Source organism: Desulfurispirillum alkaliphilum (genome assembly GCF_055378285.1).
In genome coordinates this window covers 2,056,277-2,072,659 of sequence record NZ_AP042405.1, presented here as the reverse complement: position 1 = coordinate 2,072,659, position 16,383 = coordinate 2,056,277, and the positions used below count along the sequence as shown (strand labels likewise).

Sequence of the window (16,383 nt, the reverse complement as noted above, 5' to 3'; positions counted from 1 at the left end):
ATCCTTTGCGGTATCAGAGCCGCCTACTTGCCGATACAGAACTCACTGAAGATGGTGTCAAGGATATCGTCGGTGACCACTTCCCCAAGAATTTCCCCCAGATAGCTGAAGGCGTGCTGGATATCCATGCTGACCAGCTCGTACCCGAGCCCCCGGATCAAAGTGTCCTGGGCATGGCCCAGGGATTCAAGAGCATTTGCCATGCTTTCGCGTTGCCGGGCGCGACTGAGCAGCGGGTTGCTGTGGCTTTCGTGATGCGCGCCGCTGAGCTTCCGGAAGAGCGTATCCATGAGCTTTTCCAGTCCGTCTCCCGTCTGCAGACTGGTGGTGAGAATGGTGTCGTGGTCCATGGCGTGGAGGATGCTTTCATCCATGGCGCGGGGCAGATCCGACTTGTTGAGGAGCACCAGGCAGGGTTTGCCCTGGACGAGACGGGCGATTTCATGGTCTTCCTCATCGGCGGGCCTGGAGGTGTCCAGCAGCCACAGGATAATATCCGCCTGCTGAATGGCGCTGCGGGTGCGTTCGATGCCGATCTGCTCCACGGCATCCTGGGACTGGCGAATGCCCGCGGTGTCCAGCAGACGAATGGGCAGGCCGTGGACACTGATATACTGTTCGACAATATCGCGTGTGGTGCCGGGGATGGCGGTGACGATGGAGCGTTCACTGCGGCTCAGGGCGTTGAGCAGGCTCGACTTGCCGACATTGGGCTTGCCGACGATGGCGACGGCGGCGCCATCACGCATGAGCATGCCCGTACGGGAGTGGGCGAGCAGGGTTTCCAGCTGCTGCCGGACGCCGGTCAAACGCTGCGCCAGCGCCGTTGTGCTGGCGGGGGCGATGTCCTCATCGCTGAACTCCATGGTGGCTTCCAGGTTGCCCTGAATGGCAATCAGCTCCCCACGAAGTTCCTGGAGGGTGTCGCGCAGTCTCCCCTGCATGACATCGCTGGCGATGCGGGCGGCTTCGGGGGTTTTGGAGCGGATGACATCGATGATGGCTTCAGCCTGGGTGAGGTCGAGTTTTCCGTTGAGAAAGGCGCGCCGGGAAAATTCACCGGGCTGGGCCAGGCGACAGCGGGTGCTGCACAGCTCCAGGATGCGGCTGATAATGGTGCTGCCTCCATGGCAGTGGAACTCCACCACATCCTCTCCGGTAAAGGAGTGGGGGCCGGGCATATGCACTGCCAGCACCTGGTCTAGGGGGTGTCCACCCTCATCGAGAAACAGACCGAAGTACAGGTGGCGTGGTTTGGGCTGTTGAACTGGCTGCAGGTTTCTGGAACGAAAGAATTGCTGAAAGAGGGTCGGGGCAGCAGGGCCGCTGACCCGGACAATGCCTACGGCACCCTCACCGGGTGCCGTAGCCACGGCCGTTATGGTTTCCTGACAGATCACGCTTGCTGGGCCTCTTCTTCATCGTCAGTTTTGGCAACGGCGACGCTGATAATGCGATCGTCCCTGGAGAGGTCGACCAGCTTGACGCCCTGGGTGTTGCGTCCGGTAATGCGAATGTGTTTGGAGTCAAGGCGGATGATCTTGCCTTCCTTGGAGAGCAGCAGGATCTCATCGCCGTCGACCACCTGCAGGCCCCGTACGACCAGGCCGTTTTTGGTGGTGGTCTTGATGGTCAGATTGCCTTTGCCGCCACGGCTCTGCAGGCGGTACTCATCGGTGATGGTCCGTTTGCCGTAACCCAGGTCGGTGACCGTGAGGATATAGGAAGGGTCGATGTCCTTGGAGATGGTCTCGGCGCTCACCACATAGTCGTTATTGACGAGGGTGATGCCCTTGACGCCACGGCTGACCCGTCCCACAGCGCGCACTTCCTGCTCCTCGAAGTGGATGCTGGCGCCAAAGCGGGTGGTGACCATGACGCTGTTGCTGCCATTGGTGTGCATGACCTGGATCAGCTCATCGTCGTCATCGAGGTTGATGGCGTTGACCCCTTTCTTGCGGATATTGGCGTACTCCGAGAGGGGCGTCTTCTTGGCGATGCCGTTTTTGGTGATGAAGAGCAGGAATTTGTCTTCAGAGAATTCGCGCACCGGGAACACCGTGCTGATCTTTTCATCCTTCTCGAGATCGACAAAATTGACGATGGCCTTTCCGCGACTGTTACGTCCCTGCTCGGGGATATTGTAGGCCTTGATCCAGTAGACGCGGCCGCGATCGGTGAAGATCATCAGGTATTCGTGGGTGCTGCAGACAAAGATATCGGTGACGAAATCACCTTCCTTGATATCGAGGCCCACTTTGCCCTTGCCGCCACGGTGCTGGCTTTTGTAGGTGTCAGCGGGCGTGCGCTTGACGTAGCCGTCATTGGTGAGGGTGATGACCGTGGGCTCATCGGCGATGAGGTCTTCCAGGTCGATCTCCTCGTGGTCGTCGATGATGATGGTGCGACGGGGGTCGGCGTATTTTTCGCGGATCTCATGGAGTTCGGTGCGGATAATGTCAATGACACGGCTGTCGTTGGCGAGGATATCCTGCAGGTCATCGATGAGGGCGAGCACTTCCTCGTAATCGCGGATGATCTTTTCAATTTCCAGGCCAGTCAGGCGCTGCAGACGCATATCCAGGATGGCCTGGGCCTGCTCGTCGGAGAACTGGAAGCGCGCGATGAGGTCCTCTTTGGCCTCCTTGCCGGTGGCGCTGGCGCGAATGCGCTCAATGACTTCATCCAGGTTTTCGATGGCCACCTTGAGACCTTCGAGGATATGGGCTTTTTTGATGGCATTGGCCAGTTCGAACTTGATGCGGGCGATAACGATCTCGCGGCGGTGCTCGATGAAGTATTCGAGGATCTCCTTGAGGTTGAGGACACGGGGAGAGTTGTTCACCAGCGCCAGGTTGATGACGCCGAAGGTCCCTTCCATGGGTGTGAACTTGTAGAGGCGGTTGAGGATGCTTTCGGCGTGCTCGCCCCTTTTGATCTCAACCACAATGCGCATGCCCTCGCGGTCGGACTCATCGCGCAGGTCGGCTATGCCTTCTATACGTTTTTCCTTGACCAGTTCGACGATCTTCTCCAGCAGGCGGGATTTGTTGACCTGGTAGGGAATTTCCGTGACGATGATGGTTTCGCGGCCGGACTTGCTGGTTTCGATCTGGGCGCGGGCGCGCATGCGAATGCGGCCACGACCCGTGCGGTAGGCGTCAATGATGCCCTGTTTGCCGGTAATGAAGCCCGCGGTGGGAAAATCCGGCCCCTTGATGAGCTGCATGATCTCAGCAATATCCGCTTCCGGTTTGTCCAGCAGCAGGAGCAGGCCATCCACCACTTCGCCCAGGTTGTGGGGAGGGATGTTGGTGGCCATGCCCACGGCAATCCCGCTGGAGCCATTGATGAGCAGGTTGGGGATGCGGGCGGGCAGGAGTTTGGGCTCCTGGATGGTATCGTCGTAGTTGCTTTGGAATTCAACGGTGTTTTTTTCCAGGTCTGTCAGCAGCTCGTCGCTGATGCGCTTGAGGCGGACTTCCGTATAACGCATGGCCGCTGCACTGTCGCCGTCCACGGAGCCAAAGTTTCCCTGTCCGTCAATGAGCGGGTAGCGCAGGCTGAAGTCCTGAACCATGCGCACGATGGTGTCATAGACCGCGCTGTCGCCGTGGGGGTGGTATTTACCGATCACGTCACCCACGATGCGGGCCGATTTCTTGTAGGGCTTATTGTAGGCAACCCCCAGCTCGTGCATGGCGAAAAGCACCCGGCGGTGAACGGGTTTAAGGCCGTCACGCACATCGGGGAGTGCCCGACCGACGATAACGCTCATGGCGTAGTCGATATAGGCGCTTTCCATCTCCCGCTTGATATCGACGACCTGAATATCCTCAGGGAACAGTGTTTCTTCACTCACGGGGGTCTTCCTCCCAGCAAACTTTTTTGTGCAGAACAATACTCTATACCACTTTTTGCCGCCGATGGCAAAGTTTCGTCGCCGGCTTCAAGTGTCGGTTGCTTCCCGGCAAGAGCCGTATTATTCTGCACAGGCAAGCGTAAAGAAGGAGTGCACACGTGTCCGATACCCTGACCCCCATGATGCGTCAGTTCATGGAAATCAAAGATCAGTACCCCGATGCCATGCTCTTTTTCCGCATGGGGGATTTCTATGAACTTTTCGGCGAGGATGCCGTCCTGGCATCGGAAATACTGAAGATCACCCTCACCTCCCGGGACAAGGGAGAGAAGAAGACGCCCATGGCGGGTGTGCCACACCACGCTCTGGAAGGGTACCTGTACAAGCTGGTCAAAGCCGGGCATAAGGCGGTTATCTGTGATCAGCTGGAAGATCCGCGCCAGGCCAAAGGTATTGTCAAACGCGGTGTTACCCGCATTGTGACTCCCTCGACGATCATTCACCATGACGGGGTCGACCCGTCACAGCATAATTTTCTGGCGGCACTCCATGGCGACGACGATGACATCTGTATCGCCCTGTGGGATCTCTCCACGGCCAGTGTGAAACTGCTGCGTTCAAACCGCGAGCAGCTGGCCGATGACCTGCGCCGTTACCCCGTCTCCGAGTATCTGGTATGTCGCGATGGCCTGCTGGAGCAGGGCCAGCTGGTGCAGGCGCCCCAGCAGAGCGCCGCAGACTTTGCCCGCTTTGAGCACGGCCATGCCATGGCACTGACCATGGCCAGCGCTTATCTGGAAGGGACGCAGCTGCGCACGGTGCGTCCGCGCAGTATTGAAGATCTCAGCGCCCGTGAACTCCTGCTCATGGATGAAAATACCTGTGTGAATCTCGAACTGCTGCGCAATATGGGGGGTGGTCGTGAACACACCCTGCTGTGGGTGCTGGATCGCACCCGCACTGCCATGGGGGGACGCCTGCTGCGGGACTGGATGCGCCATCCGCTCTATCAGCAGCATGCCATCGAGCAGCGCCTGGACGCGGTTGAACTCCTGGCCGGACAGTACACCCTCACCGGCAGTATTCGCGATACCCTGGGCCGCATTCACGACCTTGAGCGGCTCATCAACCGCATATCCCTTGATCAGCATAAACCACGCGATCTGGTGGCTCTGCGTCAGTCTCTGCGCTTTACTCAGGAGTTGCGCCTGCAGGCTCCCCACTGCGCGGACTCTCCTTTGCTGCAGAGTCAGTTTGGCAATATGGAGGACTTTACCTCCCTGCTTGATCTGCTGGATCGAGCCATGTGCGATGAACCGCCAGTGACCGTCAAAAACGGGCAGGTGATCCGGTCCGGTTATGACGCGCACCTCGACCAGCTGCGGGATGTGCGGGGCAACGCCCGTGACAGGATTCTGCACATGGAGGCCAGAGAGAAGCAGGCTACGGGAATCAGCAGCCTGAAGATCCGCTATAACAGAGTATTCGGTTATTACATTGAGGTTCCGAAAACCCACCAGAACCGGGTGCCTGCCGAATACATACGCAAGCAGACCCTGGTCAACGCCGAACGCTATGTGACCGAGGCCATTAAAGAGCTGGAAACCAGTATTCTGGAGGCAGAAGAACAGCTGATTCCCTACGAGGAAAGCATCTATGCCGATATCTGCCAGCAGGTGCTCCAGTGGTTTGATCCGATTATCAGCGCTGCCCGATCCATCGCCTGCATTGATGTGCTGAGCACCTTCGCGGAAGTGGCAGTCGCCTATGACTACCGCAAGCCCCGCATCAGCCCGGACCCGGTGCTGCATGTCCAGGGTCTGCGCCATCCGGTCATTGAAAAGCTCTCTGTCGAACCCTTTGTGGCAAATGACCTCGTACTGAATACCGATGACCAGCAGCTGATGATTATCACCGGCCCCAATATGGCGGGGAAGTCAACCTATATGCGTCAGGCCGCCCTGGCCGTGATCATGGCCCAGATGGGCTGCTTTGTGCCGGCCACGGAAGCCCTGATAGGCCTGTGCGACCGCATCTTCACCCGTGTCGGGGCCAGCGACAACCTGGCCGAAGGCAAGTCCACCTTCATGGTGGAGATGAGCGAAACGGCCAACATCCTCCACCATGCCACCCGCAACTCGCTGATCGTCATTGATGAAGTCGGGCGGGGAACCAGTACTTTTGATGGTATTTCCATCGCCTGGAGCGTGGCGGAACACCTGAGTTCCCAGGGGCCCATTGGCGCGCGAACCCTTTTCGCCACGCACTTCCACGAGTTGACGGACCTGGAGCGCGAATTGCGCGGGGTGGTGAATTTTCATATTCTTATCCGCGAGAACCACGGTACCCTGCACTTTCTGCGCAAGGTGGCACCCGGGGCAGCCCCCAAATCCTATGGCATAGAGGTGGCGCGCCTGGCCCAGATTCCCCTGTCAGTCATCGAGCGCGCCCATGAGATTCTGCAGAACCTGGAAGCGCGGGAGTACTCCCCCGAGGGTCGCAGTTCCGTGGTGCATTCCCAGGATCCTCCCTTTCTCTTCGGTGCCGTGGAAGATCCGCTCGTGGAGAAAATTCGAGGCTTGAATCTGGATGAGTGCACACCGCGACAGGCGCTGCAGATTCTCTACGAGCTCAAGTCGGAAGCGGGCGGCAGCGACACTTCCGGGGGAGAGTAAGCTGTTCGGGCGCAGATGTCGCGGGTGCTTTGACTTTGTTCAAGCAGAGCACTCAGGGCTCAGGAAGGCACAAAAACGATCTCACCAGTTTTTCCTGTGACCTTCTGCGCTTTTATTGTACACTCTGTGAAATATTTCCAGTATCGTATCGCGCAGGAAAGAAGAACCCACCGCACGAGAGTGCACGGCTGGGCCAGGGAAGTCACACTGCCCATGCCGGGTTTCAACGCAGAGGAGTGATAATGGCCAAAACAGTTATACTTGTGGATGACTCCCGCACCATACTGGCATCAGCGGAACTGGCCCTGGAGGATATCATCCAGGCAGGGCAGATACATTTTCTCACCTACAGCAATCCGCAGCAGTTTCTGGATGAAGTCTTCGCCGGTTCGGTGGACTACGACCTGCTGATATCCGATATCAACATGCCCCAGGTCAGCGGGTTGGAGGTATCGGCCAGACTCAAACAGGATCCACGCTTCAAGAGTAAGCCTATCCTTATTCTTACAACGGAGAGTTCCGCCGAGATGAAGGAAAAAGGCAAAGCCATCGGGGTAACCGGCTGGATGGTAAAGCCGTTCAGTGACGAGAAACTTGTAAAATCCATAAAACTCGTACTGGGGTTGTGAAATGAATCAAAAGAAAAACAATGCCAATCTTTCCCACCGAAGTCGCTACCTTATCTTTCACCTGGAAGATGAAGTTTTTGCCGTGGATATCATGAGTGTACGCGAGATCATCGCCATGATGAAAACCACACCGATCCCCAAGACACCCCGTTACATCAAGGGCGTTATGAATCTGCGGGGGAATATCATTCCCGTTATCGACCTGCGCCTGAAATTTCAGATGCCCGAGAAAGAGCCGGAGATGGATACCGCGATTATCATTCTTCAGGTTGGCGAAGCGGATATCGGCTTTATTGTTGATCACGTGGAAGAGGTCGCCACCATTGGCGATGAGCAGCTTTCCGATGCGCCTGCTTTCGGCACCACCGTGAATACAGACTTTATCCACAAAATTGCCCGTTACGATGATCGGGTCATCATGATTCTTGATGTGGACAAGGCCTTCAACCTCGATGAACTCAGGGATCTGGAAAATCTCGCCAAAACCTCATAGGAAGAGTGACACTATGCAATGGTTCCGCCAGCTGAAGTTTCGCACCCGCATCATCGCCCTGACCGCAATACTCCTGTGCGGCACTGTCTGGATAGGGGGCATGGGGTACTGGGGTCTTGATATCCTGAAGGATCGCATCGCCAATACCAGTGAGGTGCGAATACCGACCCTGATCGCCCTGTCCACCCTGAATGGCGAGCGTATGGCTATCCGCGCCCAGACCCTTGATGTGCTGCAGTATGAGTATAATATGGCAGCACAGCAGCGCTTTCGCTCCATAGCCGAACAGCGGCAGCACTCCTGGCAGATCATAGAGCGACACTGGCAGACCCTGGAACAGACACCCCGCCAGTCAGAAGCCGGTCGCCGGGCATGGGAGCAGCTGCAGACACAGTATGACGCCTGGCGTGCCATCTATGTCGATCTTGATCGCATTATCGATCAGCTGGCCGCCAATCGCGACTCCGCCACCCAGCGTGAGCTCTTTGCCCGCTATCGCGAAACCGTCGAGCGCATGGTTCCCATCTCCGACGCCATGGGCAGTACCATGCAGCAGATGGTGGACAACAACATGGCGGTGACGCGTCAGCAGGTGGATGGAGCCGTTGAGTTCGGCATTTTCCTCGAGAAAACCATTGTGGCGGCGATACTCTGGACCCTGCTTATTTCCCTGGTCATCGCCTTCTTTATCATACGCTCTTCATCCAGACTTCTCACCGCCGCGATCCGCAATATATCAGAAGCAAACTCACAGGTGGTAAGCGCCTCTGACCAGATTGCGTCGTCGTCGAGTTCACTTGCAGAAGGCGCCTCTGAGCAGGCCAACAGTGTAGAGGAAGTGACGGCGACCGTTGAGGAAGCGACATCGATTAACAATCAGAATGCGGAGAACACGCGTCAGGCAGACATTCTTGCCGGTCAGGCGACGCAGGCCGCCAATGAGGGCTATGAGAAGGTCCAGCAGCTGATGAGCTCCATGGAGGAAGTGACCGCGTCCTCGGAGCGCATATCGCAGATCATCAAGACCATCGACGAAATCGCCTTCCAGACGAACCTTCTCGCGCTGAACGCGGCCGTTGAAGCGGCGCGCGCCGGCGAGCACGGACTTGGTTTTGCAGTGGTGGCGGAGGAAGTGAAGAGCCTTGCGCAGCGCAGTGCCAACGCAGCGCGTGAGACCGCCGACATCATCCAGCGCACCATCAGTCAGATTCGTCAGGGCAACAGCGTGGCCGAAGAGACCAACAGCGCCTTTGATGAAATCCGTCAGCAGATCAAGAAGACCTCGGACCTGATCGGCGAGATCACCGTTTCGGTGAAAGAGCAGTCCGAAGGCATGAACCAGATCTCGACAGCCATGAGCCAGATAGATAAAGTGACCCAGCAGAACGCCGCCAACTCTGAAGAAGCCGCTGCCGCGGCTGAAGAACTGAACGCTCAGGCCGTGGCCATGCTCAACAGCGTCTCCACCGTGGCGAACTTCGTAGGTTTTCGCATGGAGAGCGAAAGCGGCAGCCGTGTGAGTGCTCCGCTTCCGCCCGCCGGTAATCGTGTGCGCGTCAGCGCCCCGGGCAGCCCGGCGAAGCCCTCAGGCTCCAAGCAGCTTGCCCCGGCCTTCCATGATCCCCGTGGCAGCAGCGGCAGTGGCAGGGGCAGCAAGAAAGCGCGCAACGAGAACGACGATATCTTTCCCCTGGATGAAGACGACCTGAAGGAATTCTAAGCAGGCCGCTAAAGATCGCTCGGGCATAAAGAAAAGCCAGAAAAAAAGCCATTTCTCTCGCAAAGACGCGAAGGACGCCAAGGGAAGAAAAAACTGAGCATACAGGCGCAAACAGTTTGGCGTATTTCGTGGTTTGCTTCTCTTCTCCAGAAAGGACAGCGATGTTTGAAATAGACGGCGAAACCCTGAATATCAGCCTTGGCATGGACGCCGAGGACGTGGAGCAGCTTCGGCAGTTTCTGCTGAGCCGCATCGAGTACATCGAGCACATCGGCATCCAGGACCCCCGTGAAAGCCTTGGCAGCTCCAGCCTTCTGCAGCTGCTCGGGGCGATCCGCCGCAGCCATCGTGACATCGTGATCGACCTCTTTGACATGCCCCTTGAGCATCCCGAGCTTGGTCGTCAGTACTGGAGCGTGCCATGAGCCGCGAGCGCCTGCGCCAGATTTTCATAGAGGAAGCCAGCGAAATCATCGAAAAGCTCGACAGCGATGTGATGGACCTTGAGAGCGACCCGGGCAACAGCGACACCCTGAACGAACTCTTCCGTGGCGTGCACACCCTGAAGGGCAGCGCCAACTCCATCGGTTTCACCCGTCTTGGCACCTTTGTGCACAGCTTTGAAGACGCGCTTGACTACTACCGCGCGGGCCAGGGCACCGTGAACACCGCCGTGATCGACACCTTCCTTGACGCGGTGGACGTGATCAAGGACGTCTTTGACGACGAAGTGCAGGAACGCTCAGAACTGACCCATCCTGCCCGCTATGAACAGAGCCTTGAGCACATCCGCCAGCTGCTGGTGCGCGTCAGCCCCACCGAGGAAACCGGGAGTGCCGCCGCAGAAGACACCAGCGACCAACGACCCAGTCAGACCGCCTACCGCGAAGTGCTGCGTGACCTTGCCGAAGAGTTTGCCAGCGTGCCCGAAGAGCATGACGACAGCACCGACAGTGCCAGCGCCGTTGGAGGGCGCGCGCCGTCAGAACCCGGCAGCCGTGAGGGCGCAGACCACATTGACCTTGGTGAACTGCAGAGCCGCAAAGGCCCCGGCGAGCACCTGTATCACATCCAGCTGACCCTTGACAGCGACATCTACATCCGCGGCTACGACCACGCCATCTTCCTGCGCCTGCTGCGCGAACAGGGCAGCATCCTGAGTGTCCGCTGGGACCTCAGCCGGGTGAGCCACCTGAGCGACATCGACCCGCTGCGCTGCGACATCGGCATCGTGGACATCTATATGGCCAGCGACCATCCCCAGGGGGAAATCGAAGAGATCTTCGAATTCCTTGACGACTTTGAATACCGCGTTCGCGTCGTAGACGACGAAACGAGCGAGCCGGCATCCATAGCCCAGAGCGACAGCGCACCCGCGCCGACTCCGGCACCTTCACCGGCAGCTCCTGTTACCGCTGCAGCTACAAGCCCTGATGAGGGGCACCGTGAACCGCCAGCACCGGACACTGCCGCCAGCGCACCACCCACCGCCCCGGCAGAGGCATCCACAGAGCTCCCCACAGAGCCACCCACCGCCCCGGAGAGTGCAGACGCCATTGCCGCAGCACCCACTGCTCTTGCCGCAGAGTCCGAGGTCGAAGCGGACCGTGCCGCAGAGCGCAGCGCCCCCGCCAATCGCGGTCGCGACGAGAAACGCTCCTTCGTGCGCATCGACACGAAGAAACTGGACGAACTCTTTGACTCCGTCGGCGAACTGGTGATCGCCCAGAGCTTCCTGACCCAGAACCCCACCATTCAGGACATCGCCGACGAACACGTGAAGAAGACCCTGGACGTGCTGTCGAAGATCACGCGCCTGATCCAGAACCGGGTCATGTCCCTGCGCATGGTCCCCATCCGGGATACCTTCGAGAAGATGCGCCGGGTGGTGCGCGACGCCTCGCGCAAAATCGACAAGGACATCGTGCTGCACATCAGCGGCGAAGACACGGAAATCGACAAGAACATGGTTGACGCCCTTGGCGACCCGCTGATCCACCTGATCCGCAATGCCATCGACCACGGCATCGAATCCGACCCCGCCGAACGCACCCTCCATGGCAAGCCGATCCAGGGGAATATCTTCCTGCGGGCCTTCCACAAAGGCGGCTCCATCGTGATCGAAATCAGTGACGACGGCCGTGGGATCAACCGTGAGAAAGTACTGCACAAAGCCATCAGGCAGGGCCTGGTGAGCGCCGAAGAGGAACTCAGCGACACCCAGGTGTACAGCCTGATCATGCAGGCAGGCTTCTCCACCGCCGAAGCCATCAGCGACCTCTCTGGCCGTGGTGTTGGCCTTGATGTGGTGCGCAGCTCCGTAGAACAGCTGCGCGGGAAAGTGGAAATCCAGTCCATGGCCCAGCAGGGCACGACCTTCAGCCTGCAGCTTCCGCTGACGCTGGCGATTATCGATGGCATGCTGGTGCGCTGCGCGCACGAGACCTTTATCATCCCGACGCTGTCGATTCTGGAGTCCTTCCAGCCCAGCAATGACAGCGTGTTCACCTACCAGGGCAAGGGCGAGTTTGTGAAGCTGCGCGAAGAGATCCTGCCCATCGTTCGCCTTGATGAAGTGCTGAATATCAGGGCTGCAAAACGCCTGAAAGCCGCAGAGGCCACGCTGGTGCACGTAGAGAACGACAACGGCCACTTCGCGCTGCTGGTTGACGAACTGATCAGCCGTCAGCAGGTGGTGATCAAGCCCATCGGTGAAGGGAGCATCCGGGTGCCCCAGGTCTCCGGTGCGGCAGTGATGGGCAATGGAATGGTTTCCCTTATCCTCAATGTGGAAGGACTCTACTGAAATGGTTGATGAGAAGGCTCTCACGAAGCGGGAATTTGACTTGCTGCGCAAGTTTGTCTATACCAATGCCGGAATTTCCCTTTCTGACCAGAAGATGGCTCTGGTGCAGGGGAGGCTTTCCAAGCGTCTGCGCACACTGGGCATGAACTCCTATAAGCAGTATTACGATCATCTGGTCTCTGATGATACGGGTGATGAACTGATACATCTGATTGATGCTATTTCGACCAATGTGACCTCATTTTTTCGGGAACGGGGACAGTGGGAGTACCTGAAGATCCATGTTGAGGATATCTTCGCCAAGCGATCGAACTCGGCTTTCCGTATCTGGTCGGCAGGGTGCTCCAGTGGTGAGGAACCTTACTCCATCGCCATGTTCCTGCTGGAAAATCTGCCAGCGGTCAGTGTCCGTCAGTGCAAGATACTGGCGACAGATATCTCCGCTGATATCCTGCGTCGCGCCACCAGCGGGCGGTATGTGGCGAAGAACGTTGAACCTCTTCCCAAAAACTATGTGAGTAAGTACTTTGATCGGGATCGCAAAAGCGAGTCTTATCAGATCAAGGCCTTTGTGCGCGAGATGGTGCTGTTTCGCCTTTTCAATCTGGTGTACGGGAACTTCTCCCTCTTCACTAATCCCTTTGATATGATTTTCTGCCGCAATGTCATGATTTACTTTGATACGCCCACCCGTGATAAGCTTATCGCGGAGTTTGCTCGTGTTTTGCCGCCGGGTGGTCTGCTGTTTATCGGGCACTCGGAATCTCTGACCCGCAACAACAAGCTTTTTCGCATGATTCAACCATCAATTTATGAACGCATAGGATAAGGAGAAGGGCCATGGCACAGGAACTGAACCAGCTTGAAGATGCTTCCATTGTCAAGGAGCTGCAGCGGCGCCTCAATGAAAAGAGTGCCTCACTGCTGGAAATGGAGCAGATGACTCGGCGTCTGCTGAGTCTCAATGAGCAGATTCGCCATACCGAAACCATCAAGAGTGAGTTTATCTCCCTTATCAAAACGGAATTTCGTACTCCGATCAGTTCGCTGCTCCAGGAGTCCCAGCAGCTTGTGGAGAATATCGGGAATACCGATGTGGTGGCGACTGGAAGCCACCTGCACCAGCAGCTTCTGCGCATAGATTTCCATATGAAAAACATATTTGCCGCCGCTGAACTTGAGGCTGGCGAGACCCGGAATGCATACGTGAAGGTGCGTCTTGAGAGTCTGATAGAAGATGCCCTGGCTATTTTGCAGTACGTTGTCAAGCAGAAGCAGCTGCGCATTGAAAGTACCATAGACCTGCCGGAGGGGACCCTGGTCACGGATGCCGGGAAAATGCAGCTGGTGCTGATGAACCTGCTGTCCAATGCGTGTGAGTACTCCTATGGTGGCGACACGATCCGCATTCGCGGCACGGTGGAAGGCGACAGGATTCTGGTCAGCGTGGAAGATCCCGGCGAGGGGATCCCCGAGGAGCACCTTGAGCATATATTTCAGAAATTCTACCAGTATCACTCTGGGAAAACCCGTTTACAGAAAGGCCTTGGCCTCGGGTTGAATGTGGCCAGGGGCCTGGTCGATCTGCTTGGCGGAAGTGTTCACTGTACTTCCGCCCCCGGTGGCAAGAGTACCGTGTTCACGGTGAGCCTGCCCCTGAAGGACGATCGTGAGGTGAAAGACACCTCCGACGGTGGCAATGACTTCATGTTCGAGGCGTTCTGAATGAAAATGCAAAAACCCCCGTCCGGAAGGGCGGGGGTTTTTTTTGATGGATTTCAGCGATAGCGCCAGCTTGTTCCTTCTTTTGAGTCCTTGATTTCCACGCCATTTTCCAGCAGTTCGTCACGGATGCGATCAGCGGTAGCGAAATCCTTATCGCGGCGCGCGGCATTGCGTGCTTCAATGCGGGCGGCAATTTCATCAGCGCTGAGCTGTGAAGTGCTCTGCCTGGCAAACCACTGTGATGGCAGAGACTGGAAGATTCCCAGTACGTCGCCCAAGCGGCAGTAGGTGTCATAGATGCCCTTGGCATCAGCGCTGGAGGGATTGAGTTTATTGAGGGTGTGGACCCCTTCAAAGAGGCTCGCCAGGGCCAGGGCGCTGTTGAAGTCGTCATCCATGGCCTCCTCGAATTTCCGCGTGATGTCACTGAGGACAGGGGCGATGGAACCCGAGGTGCGGGTGTCTTCGTGGTTTTCAAAGTTCTCCAGGAAGCGGTAGAGCTTCTCCAGTGCCTGGCGCGCCATGGTCATGTTCTCTTCACAGAAGTCGATGGGGCTGCGGTAATGGGTCTGGGCCAGGAAGAGGCGCAGGACTTCCGGGTCATAGTGCTGCAGGATCTCTTTGATGGTAAAGAAGTTCCCCAGGGACTTTGACATCTTTTCGTTATTGATGTTGACGAAGCCGTTGTGAATCCAGTAGCGGGCTGGGGCGCAGCCGTAACCGGCCTGGGACTGGGCTATCTCGTTTTCATGGTGGGGGAAGATGAGGTCCTTGCCACCGCCGTGGATGTCAAAGACGCGGCCCAGGTGTTTGTGGCCCATGGCGGAGCACTCAATGTGCCAGCCGGGACGCCCGGCGCCAAAAGAGGCCTCCCATGAGGGTTCACCTGTTTTTTTGCCTTTCCAGAGGACGAAGTCAAGGGGGTTTTCCTTGAGGGGATTAACCTCGACCCGTGAGCCGCTCTGCAGGTCTTCCAGGGCCTTGTGGCTGAGTTTGCCATATTCGGTGAAGCGGTGAACCCGGAAGAAGATATCATCACCACCCTTGTAGGCGTAGCCGTTGTCCAGAAGCTTTTCAATCAGGGCAATCATTTCAGGAAGGTGCTCAGTGGCCCGTGGTGCGATGGTGGGCGGAAGCACATAGAGCGCCGCCATATCGCGGTCGTGCTCGCTGATAAAGCGCTCGGCCAGCGCTTTCCACTCTTCGCCATTTTCGCGGGCTCGGTTAATGATTTTGTCGTCTATATCCGTGTAGTTCTTGACAAAGGTGACTTCGAATCCGCGATAGCTCAGATAGCGGCGGATACTGTCAAAGGCGACCGCGCTGCGGGCGTGACCGATGTGGCAGTGGTCATAGGTGGTGACTCCGCACACATAGATGCGGGCTTTGCCGGGCTCTATGGGGATAAAGTCTTCCTTGCTGCTGCTCTGGGTGTTGTAGAGGCGTATCATGGCTGCTCCTGTGCTGGTTTATGGCTGATTGGCGCGCTGGGAGCGTATGAAGTCCCAGTATCGCTGGACATGGCGATTGTGCTCGGCAAGGGTGGTGCTGAATACATGGCCCGATTCCCCCGGGGCCGCGACAAAATACAGGTAGTTCGTCTGCGCGGGATTGGCGGCGCTGGCAATGGCGGCTTCGGAGGGCGAACAGATGGGCGTGGGCGGGAGCCCATGGCGGGTATAGGTGTTATAGGGGGTATCCTGCTCCAGGTGCCTGCGGCGCAGGCGATCCTCCAGGACGTCGTCATCCCCCAGACCGTAGATAACGGTTGGGTCTGCCTGCAGCCGCATTCTCCGCTCCAGACGGTTATGGAAGACCGAGGAGATCAGGGGCATTTCATCACGGTTGCCCGCTTCCTTTTCGATGATGGAAGCGAGGATCAGGATGTCCATCTTGCTCCATCCGGGGCGCTGGTAGCGCTCAAGGTGCTGGAGCGTCGTGTTGCTCATGCGCTGCACCAGTTGTGTCTCCGCGCTGTGCCGCGAGTAGGCGTAGGTTTCGGGGAAAAGCAGGCCTTCCGGGGTGGAGAAGAGCGCTGATGCTTCCACGGCATCCTGGACAAGCTGGTGGAAGAGGGTGGCGTCGAGGATGGGGTTCTGGTCAACGCTCATGAGGATATCGCGATAGGTTGTTCCTTCGGTGACCGTGAATGAACGCTGATAGGGGATGCCCTGCATGAGTATCGCCGACGCGCCTGCCAGTGATATTTCAGCGGGGAACAGGTACTCTCCGCTTTTCAGGGTGTTGCGGTGCAGGCGATTGTACAGCACAAAGGGGAGCTTTGACGGCAGCACTCCATCCTCTTCGAGGATGGAAGCGATCCGGTTGAGGGACGCGCCACGGGGTATTTCTGTGATAACGGGCTCTGCCAGCGGCAATGGCCTGTGAATGATGGAGGTATAGGCATAATAGCTTAGTGGGGCCCCCAGAAGCAGCAGGGCCAGCACTGTCAGTACAAGGGCTTTCATGTGGG

Annotated in this window: 12 protein-coding genes; 8 read left to right on the top strand and 4 right to left on the bottom strand. The window is 57.5% G+C overall.

Annotated elements, in window-relative coordinates; all coding sequences use genetic code 11:
• Window positions 1-23: 23 nt before the first annotated feature.
• Window positions 24-1,400, bottom strand: coding sequence for a tRNA uridine-5-carboxymethylaminomethyl(34) synthesis GTPase MnmE (gene mnmE / locus ACZ46I_RS09325; protein WP_013506204.1), 1,377 nt, complete (start codon window positions 1,398-1,400; stop codon window positions 24-26).
• Window positions 1,397-3,862 (bottom strand): DNA gyrase subunit A, encoded by a 2,466-nt coding sequence (gyrA, locus tag ACZ46I_RS09320; RefSeq protein ID WP_013506205.1) that lies wholly within the window; start codon window positions 3,860-3,862, stop codon window positions 1,397-1,399. The genes mnmE and gyrA overlap by 4 nt, the downstream gene beginning before the upstream one ends.
• Before the next feature lie 158 nt (window positions 3,863-4,020).
• Between gyrA and mutS the strand changes: the two genes are divergently transcribed.
• The 8 genes from mutS to ACZ46I_RS09280 all read left to right on the top strand — a co-directional run bounded on the left by mutS (window position 4,021) and on the right by ACZ46I_RS09280 (window position 13,910).
• The gene (mutS, locus tag ACZ46I_RS09315; RefSeq protein ID WP_464280615.1) at window positions 4,021-6,537 is read left to right on the top strand and encodes a DNA mismatch repair protein MutS; all 2,517 of its coding nucleotides are present in this window, start codon (window positions 4,021-4,023) and stop codon (window positions 6,535-6,537) included.
• A 242-nt stretch (window positions 6,538-6,779) separates the two neighbouring features.
• The gene (locus ACZ46I_RS09310) at window positions 6,780-7,166 is read left to right on the top strand and encodes a response regulator (RefSeq protein WP_013506207.1); all 387 of its coding nucleotides are present in this window, start codon (window positions 6,780-6,782) and stop codon (window positions 7,164-7,166) included.
• Between the two features lies 1 nt (window position 7,167).
• Entirely contained in the window at window positions 7,168-7,659 is a 492-nt protein-coding gene (locus ACZ46I_RS09305) for a chemotaxis protein CheW (RefSeq protein ID WP_013506208.1), read from the top strand.
• Window positions 7,660-7,672: 13 nt separating this feature from the next.
• Window positions 7,673-9,379, top strand: a complete 1,707-nt coding sequence (locus ACZ46I_RS09300; RefSeq protein WP_464280614.1) for a HAMP domain-containing methyl-accepting chemotaxis protein — start codon at window positions 7,673-7,675, stop codon at window positions 9,377-9,379.
• A 161-nt stretch (window positions 9,380-9,540) separates the two neighbouring features.
• Window positions 9,541-9,804 (top strand): hypothetical protein, encoded by a 264-nt coding sequence (locus ACZ46I_RS09295; protein WP_013505860.1) that lies wholly within the window; start codon window positions 9,541-9,543, stop codon window positions 9,802-9,804.
• Window positions 9,801-12,185, top strand: coding sequence for a chemotaxis protein CheA (locus ACZ46I_RS09290; protein WP_464280613.1), 2,385 nt, complete (start codon window positions 9,801-9,803; stop codon window positions 12,183-12,185). The genes ACZ46I_RS09295 and ACZ46I_RS09290 overlap by 4 nt, the downstream gene beginning before the upstream one ends.
• 1 nt (window position 12,186) lies before the next feature.
• A complete protein-coding gene (locus ACZ46I_RS09285; RefSeq protein WP_464280612.1) occupies window positions 12,187-13,014 on the top strand; it encodes a CheR family methyltransferase in 828 nt (275 codons plus the stop codon).
• Window positions 13,015-13,025: 11 nt separating this feature from the next.
• Window positions 13,026-13,910: a sensor histidine kinase gene (locus tag ACZ46I_RS09280; RefSeq protein WP_013506212.1), complete on the top strand. Its 885-nt coding sequence runs from the start codon at window positions 13,026-13,028 to the stop codon at window positions 13,908-13,910.
• Between the two features lie 53 nt (window positions 13,911-13,963).
• Here the strand turns inward: ACZ46I_RS09280 and cysS are convergent, their stop codons facing one another.
• Together cysS and mltG are read right to left on the bottom strand one after the other, a co-directional pair.
• Window positions 13,964-15,361, bottom strand: coding sequence for a cysteine--tRNA ligase (gene cysS, locus ACZ46I_RS09275; protein ID WP_464280611.1), 1,398 nt, complete (start codon window positions 15,359-15,361; stop codon window positions 13,964-13,966).
• Window positions 15,362-15,379: 18 nt separating this feature from the next.
• On the bottom strand, window positions 15,380-16,378 hold the full coding sequence (gene mltG / locus ACZ46I_RS09270; protein WP_464280610.1) for an endolytic transglycosylase MltG: 999 nt from the start codon (window positions 16,376-16,378) through the stop codon (window positions 15,380-15,382).
• Window positions 16,379-16,383 lie beyond the last annotated feature (5 nt).

Excerpts from the sequence above, each read along its gene's own strand:
- ACZ46I_RS09310 (WP_013506207.1), top strand. The coding sequence starts at position 6,780 with ATGGCCAAAACAGTTATACTTGTGGATGACTCCCGCACCATACTGGCA.
- ACZ46I_RS09305 (WP_013506208.1), top strand. The coding sequence starts at position 7,168 with ATGAATCAAAAGAAAAACAATGCCAATCTTTCCCACCGAAGTCGCTAC.
- ACZ46I_RS09300 (WP_464280614.1), top strand. The coding sequence starts at position 7,673 with ATGCAATGGTTCCGCCAGCTGAAGTTTCGCACCCGCATCATCGCCCTG.
- ACZ46I_RS09295 (WP_013505860.1), top strand. The coding sequence starts at position 9,541 with ATGTTTGAAATAGACGGCGAAACCCTGAATATCAGCCTTGGCATGGAC.
- ACZ46I_RS09290 (WP_464280613.1), top strand. The coding sequence starts at position 9,801 with ATGAGCCGCGAGCGCCTGCGCCAGATTTTCATAGAGGAAGCCAGCGAA.
- ACZ46I_RS09285 (WP_464280612.1), top strand. The coding sequence starts at position 12,187 with ATGGTTGATGAGAAGGCTCTCACGAAGCGGGAATTTGACTTGCTGCGC.
- ACZ46I_RS09280 (WP_013506212.1), top strand. The coding sequence starts at position 13,026 with ATGGCACAGGAACTGAACCAGCTTGAAGATGCTTCCATTGTCAAGGAG.
- cysS (WP_464280611.1), bottom strand. The coding sequence starts at position 15,361 with ATGATACGCCTCTACAACACCCAGAGCAGCAGCAAGGAAGACTTTATC.
- mltG (WP_464280610.1), bottom strand. The coding sequence starts at position 16,378 with ATGAAAGCCCTTGTACTGACAGTGCTGGCCCTGCTGCTTCTGGGGGCC.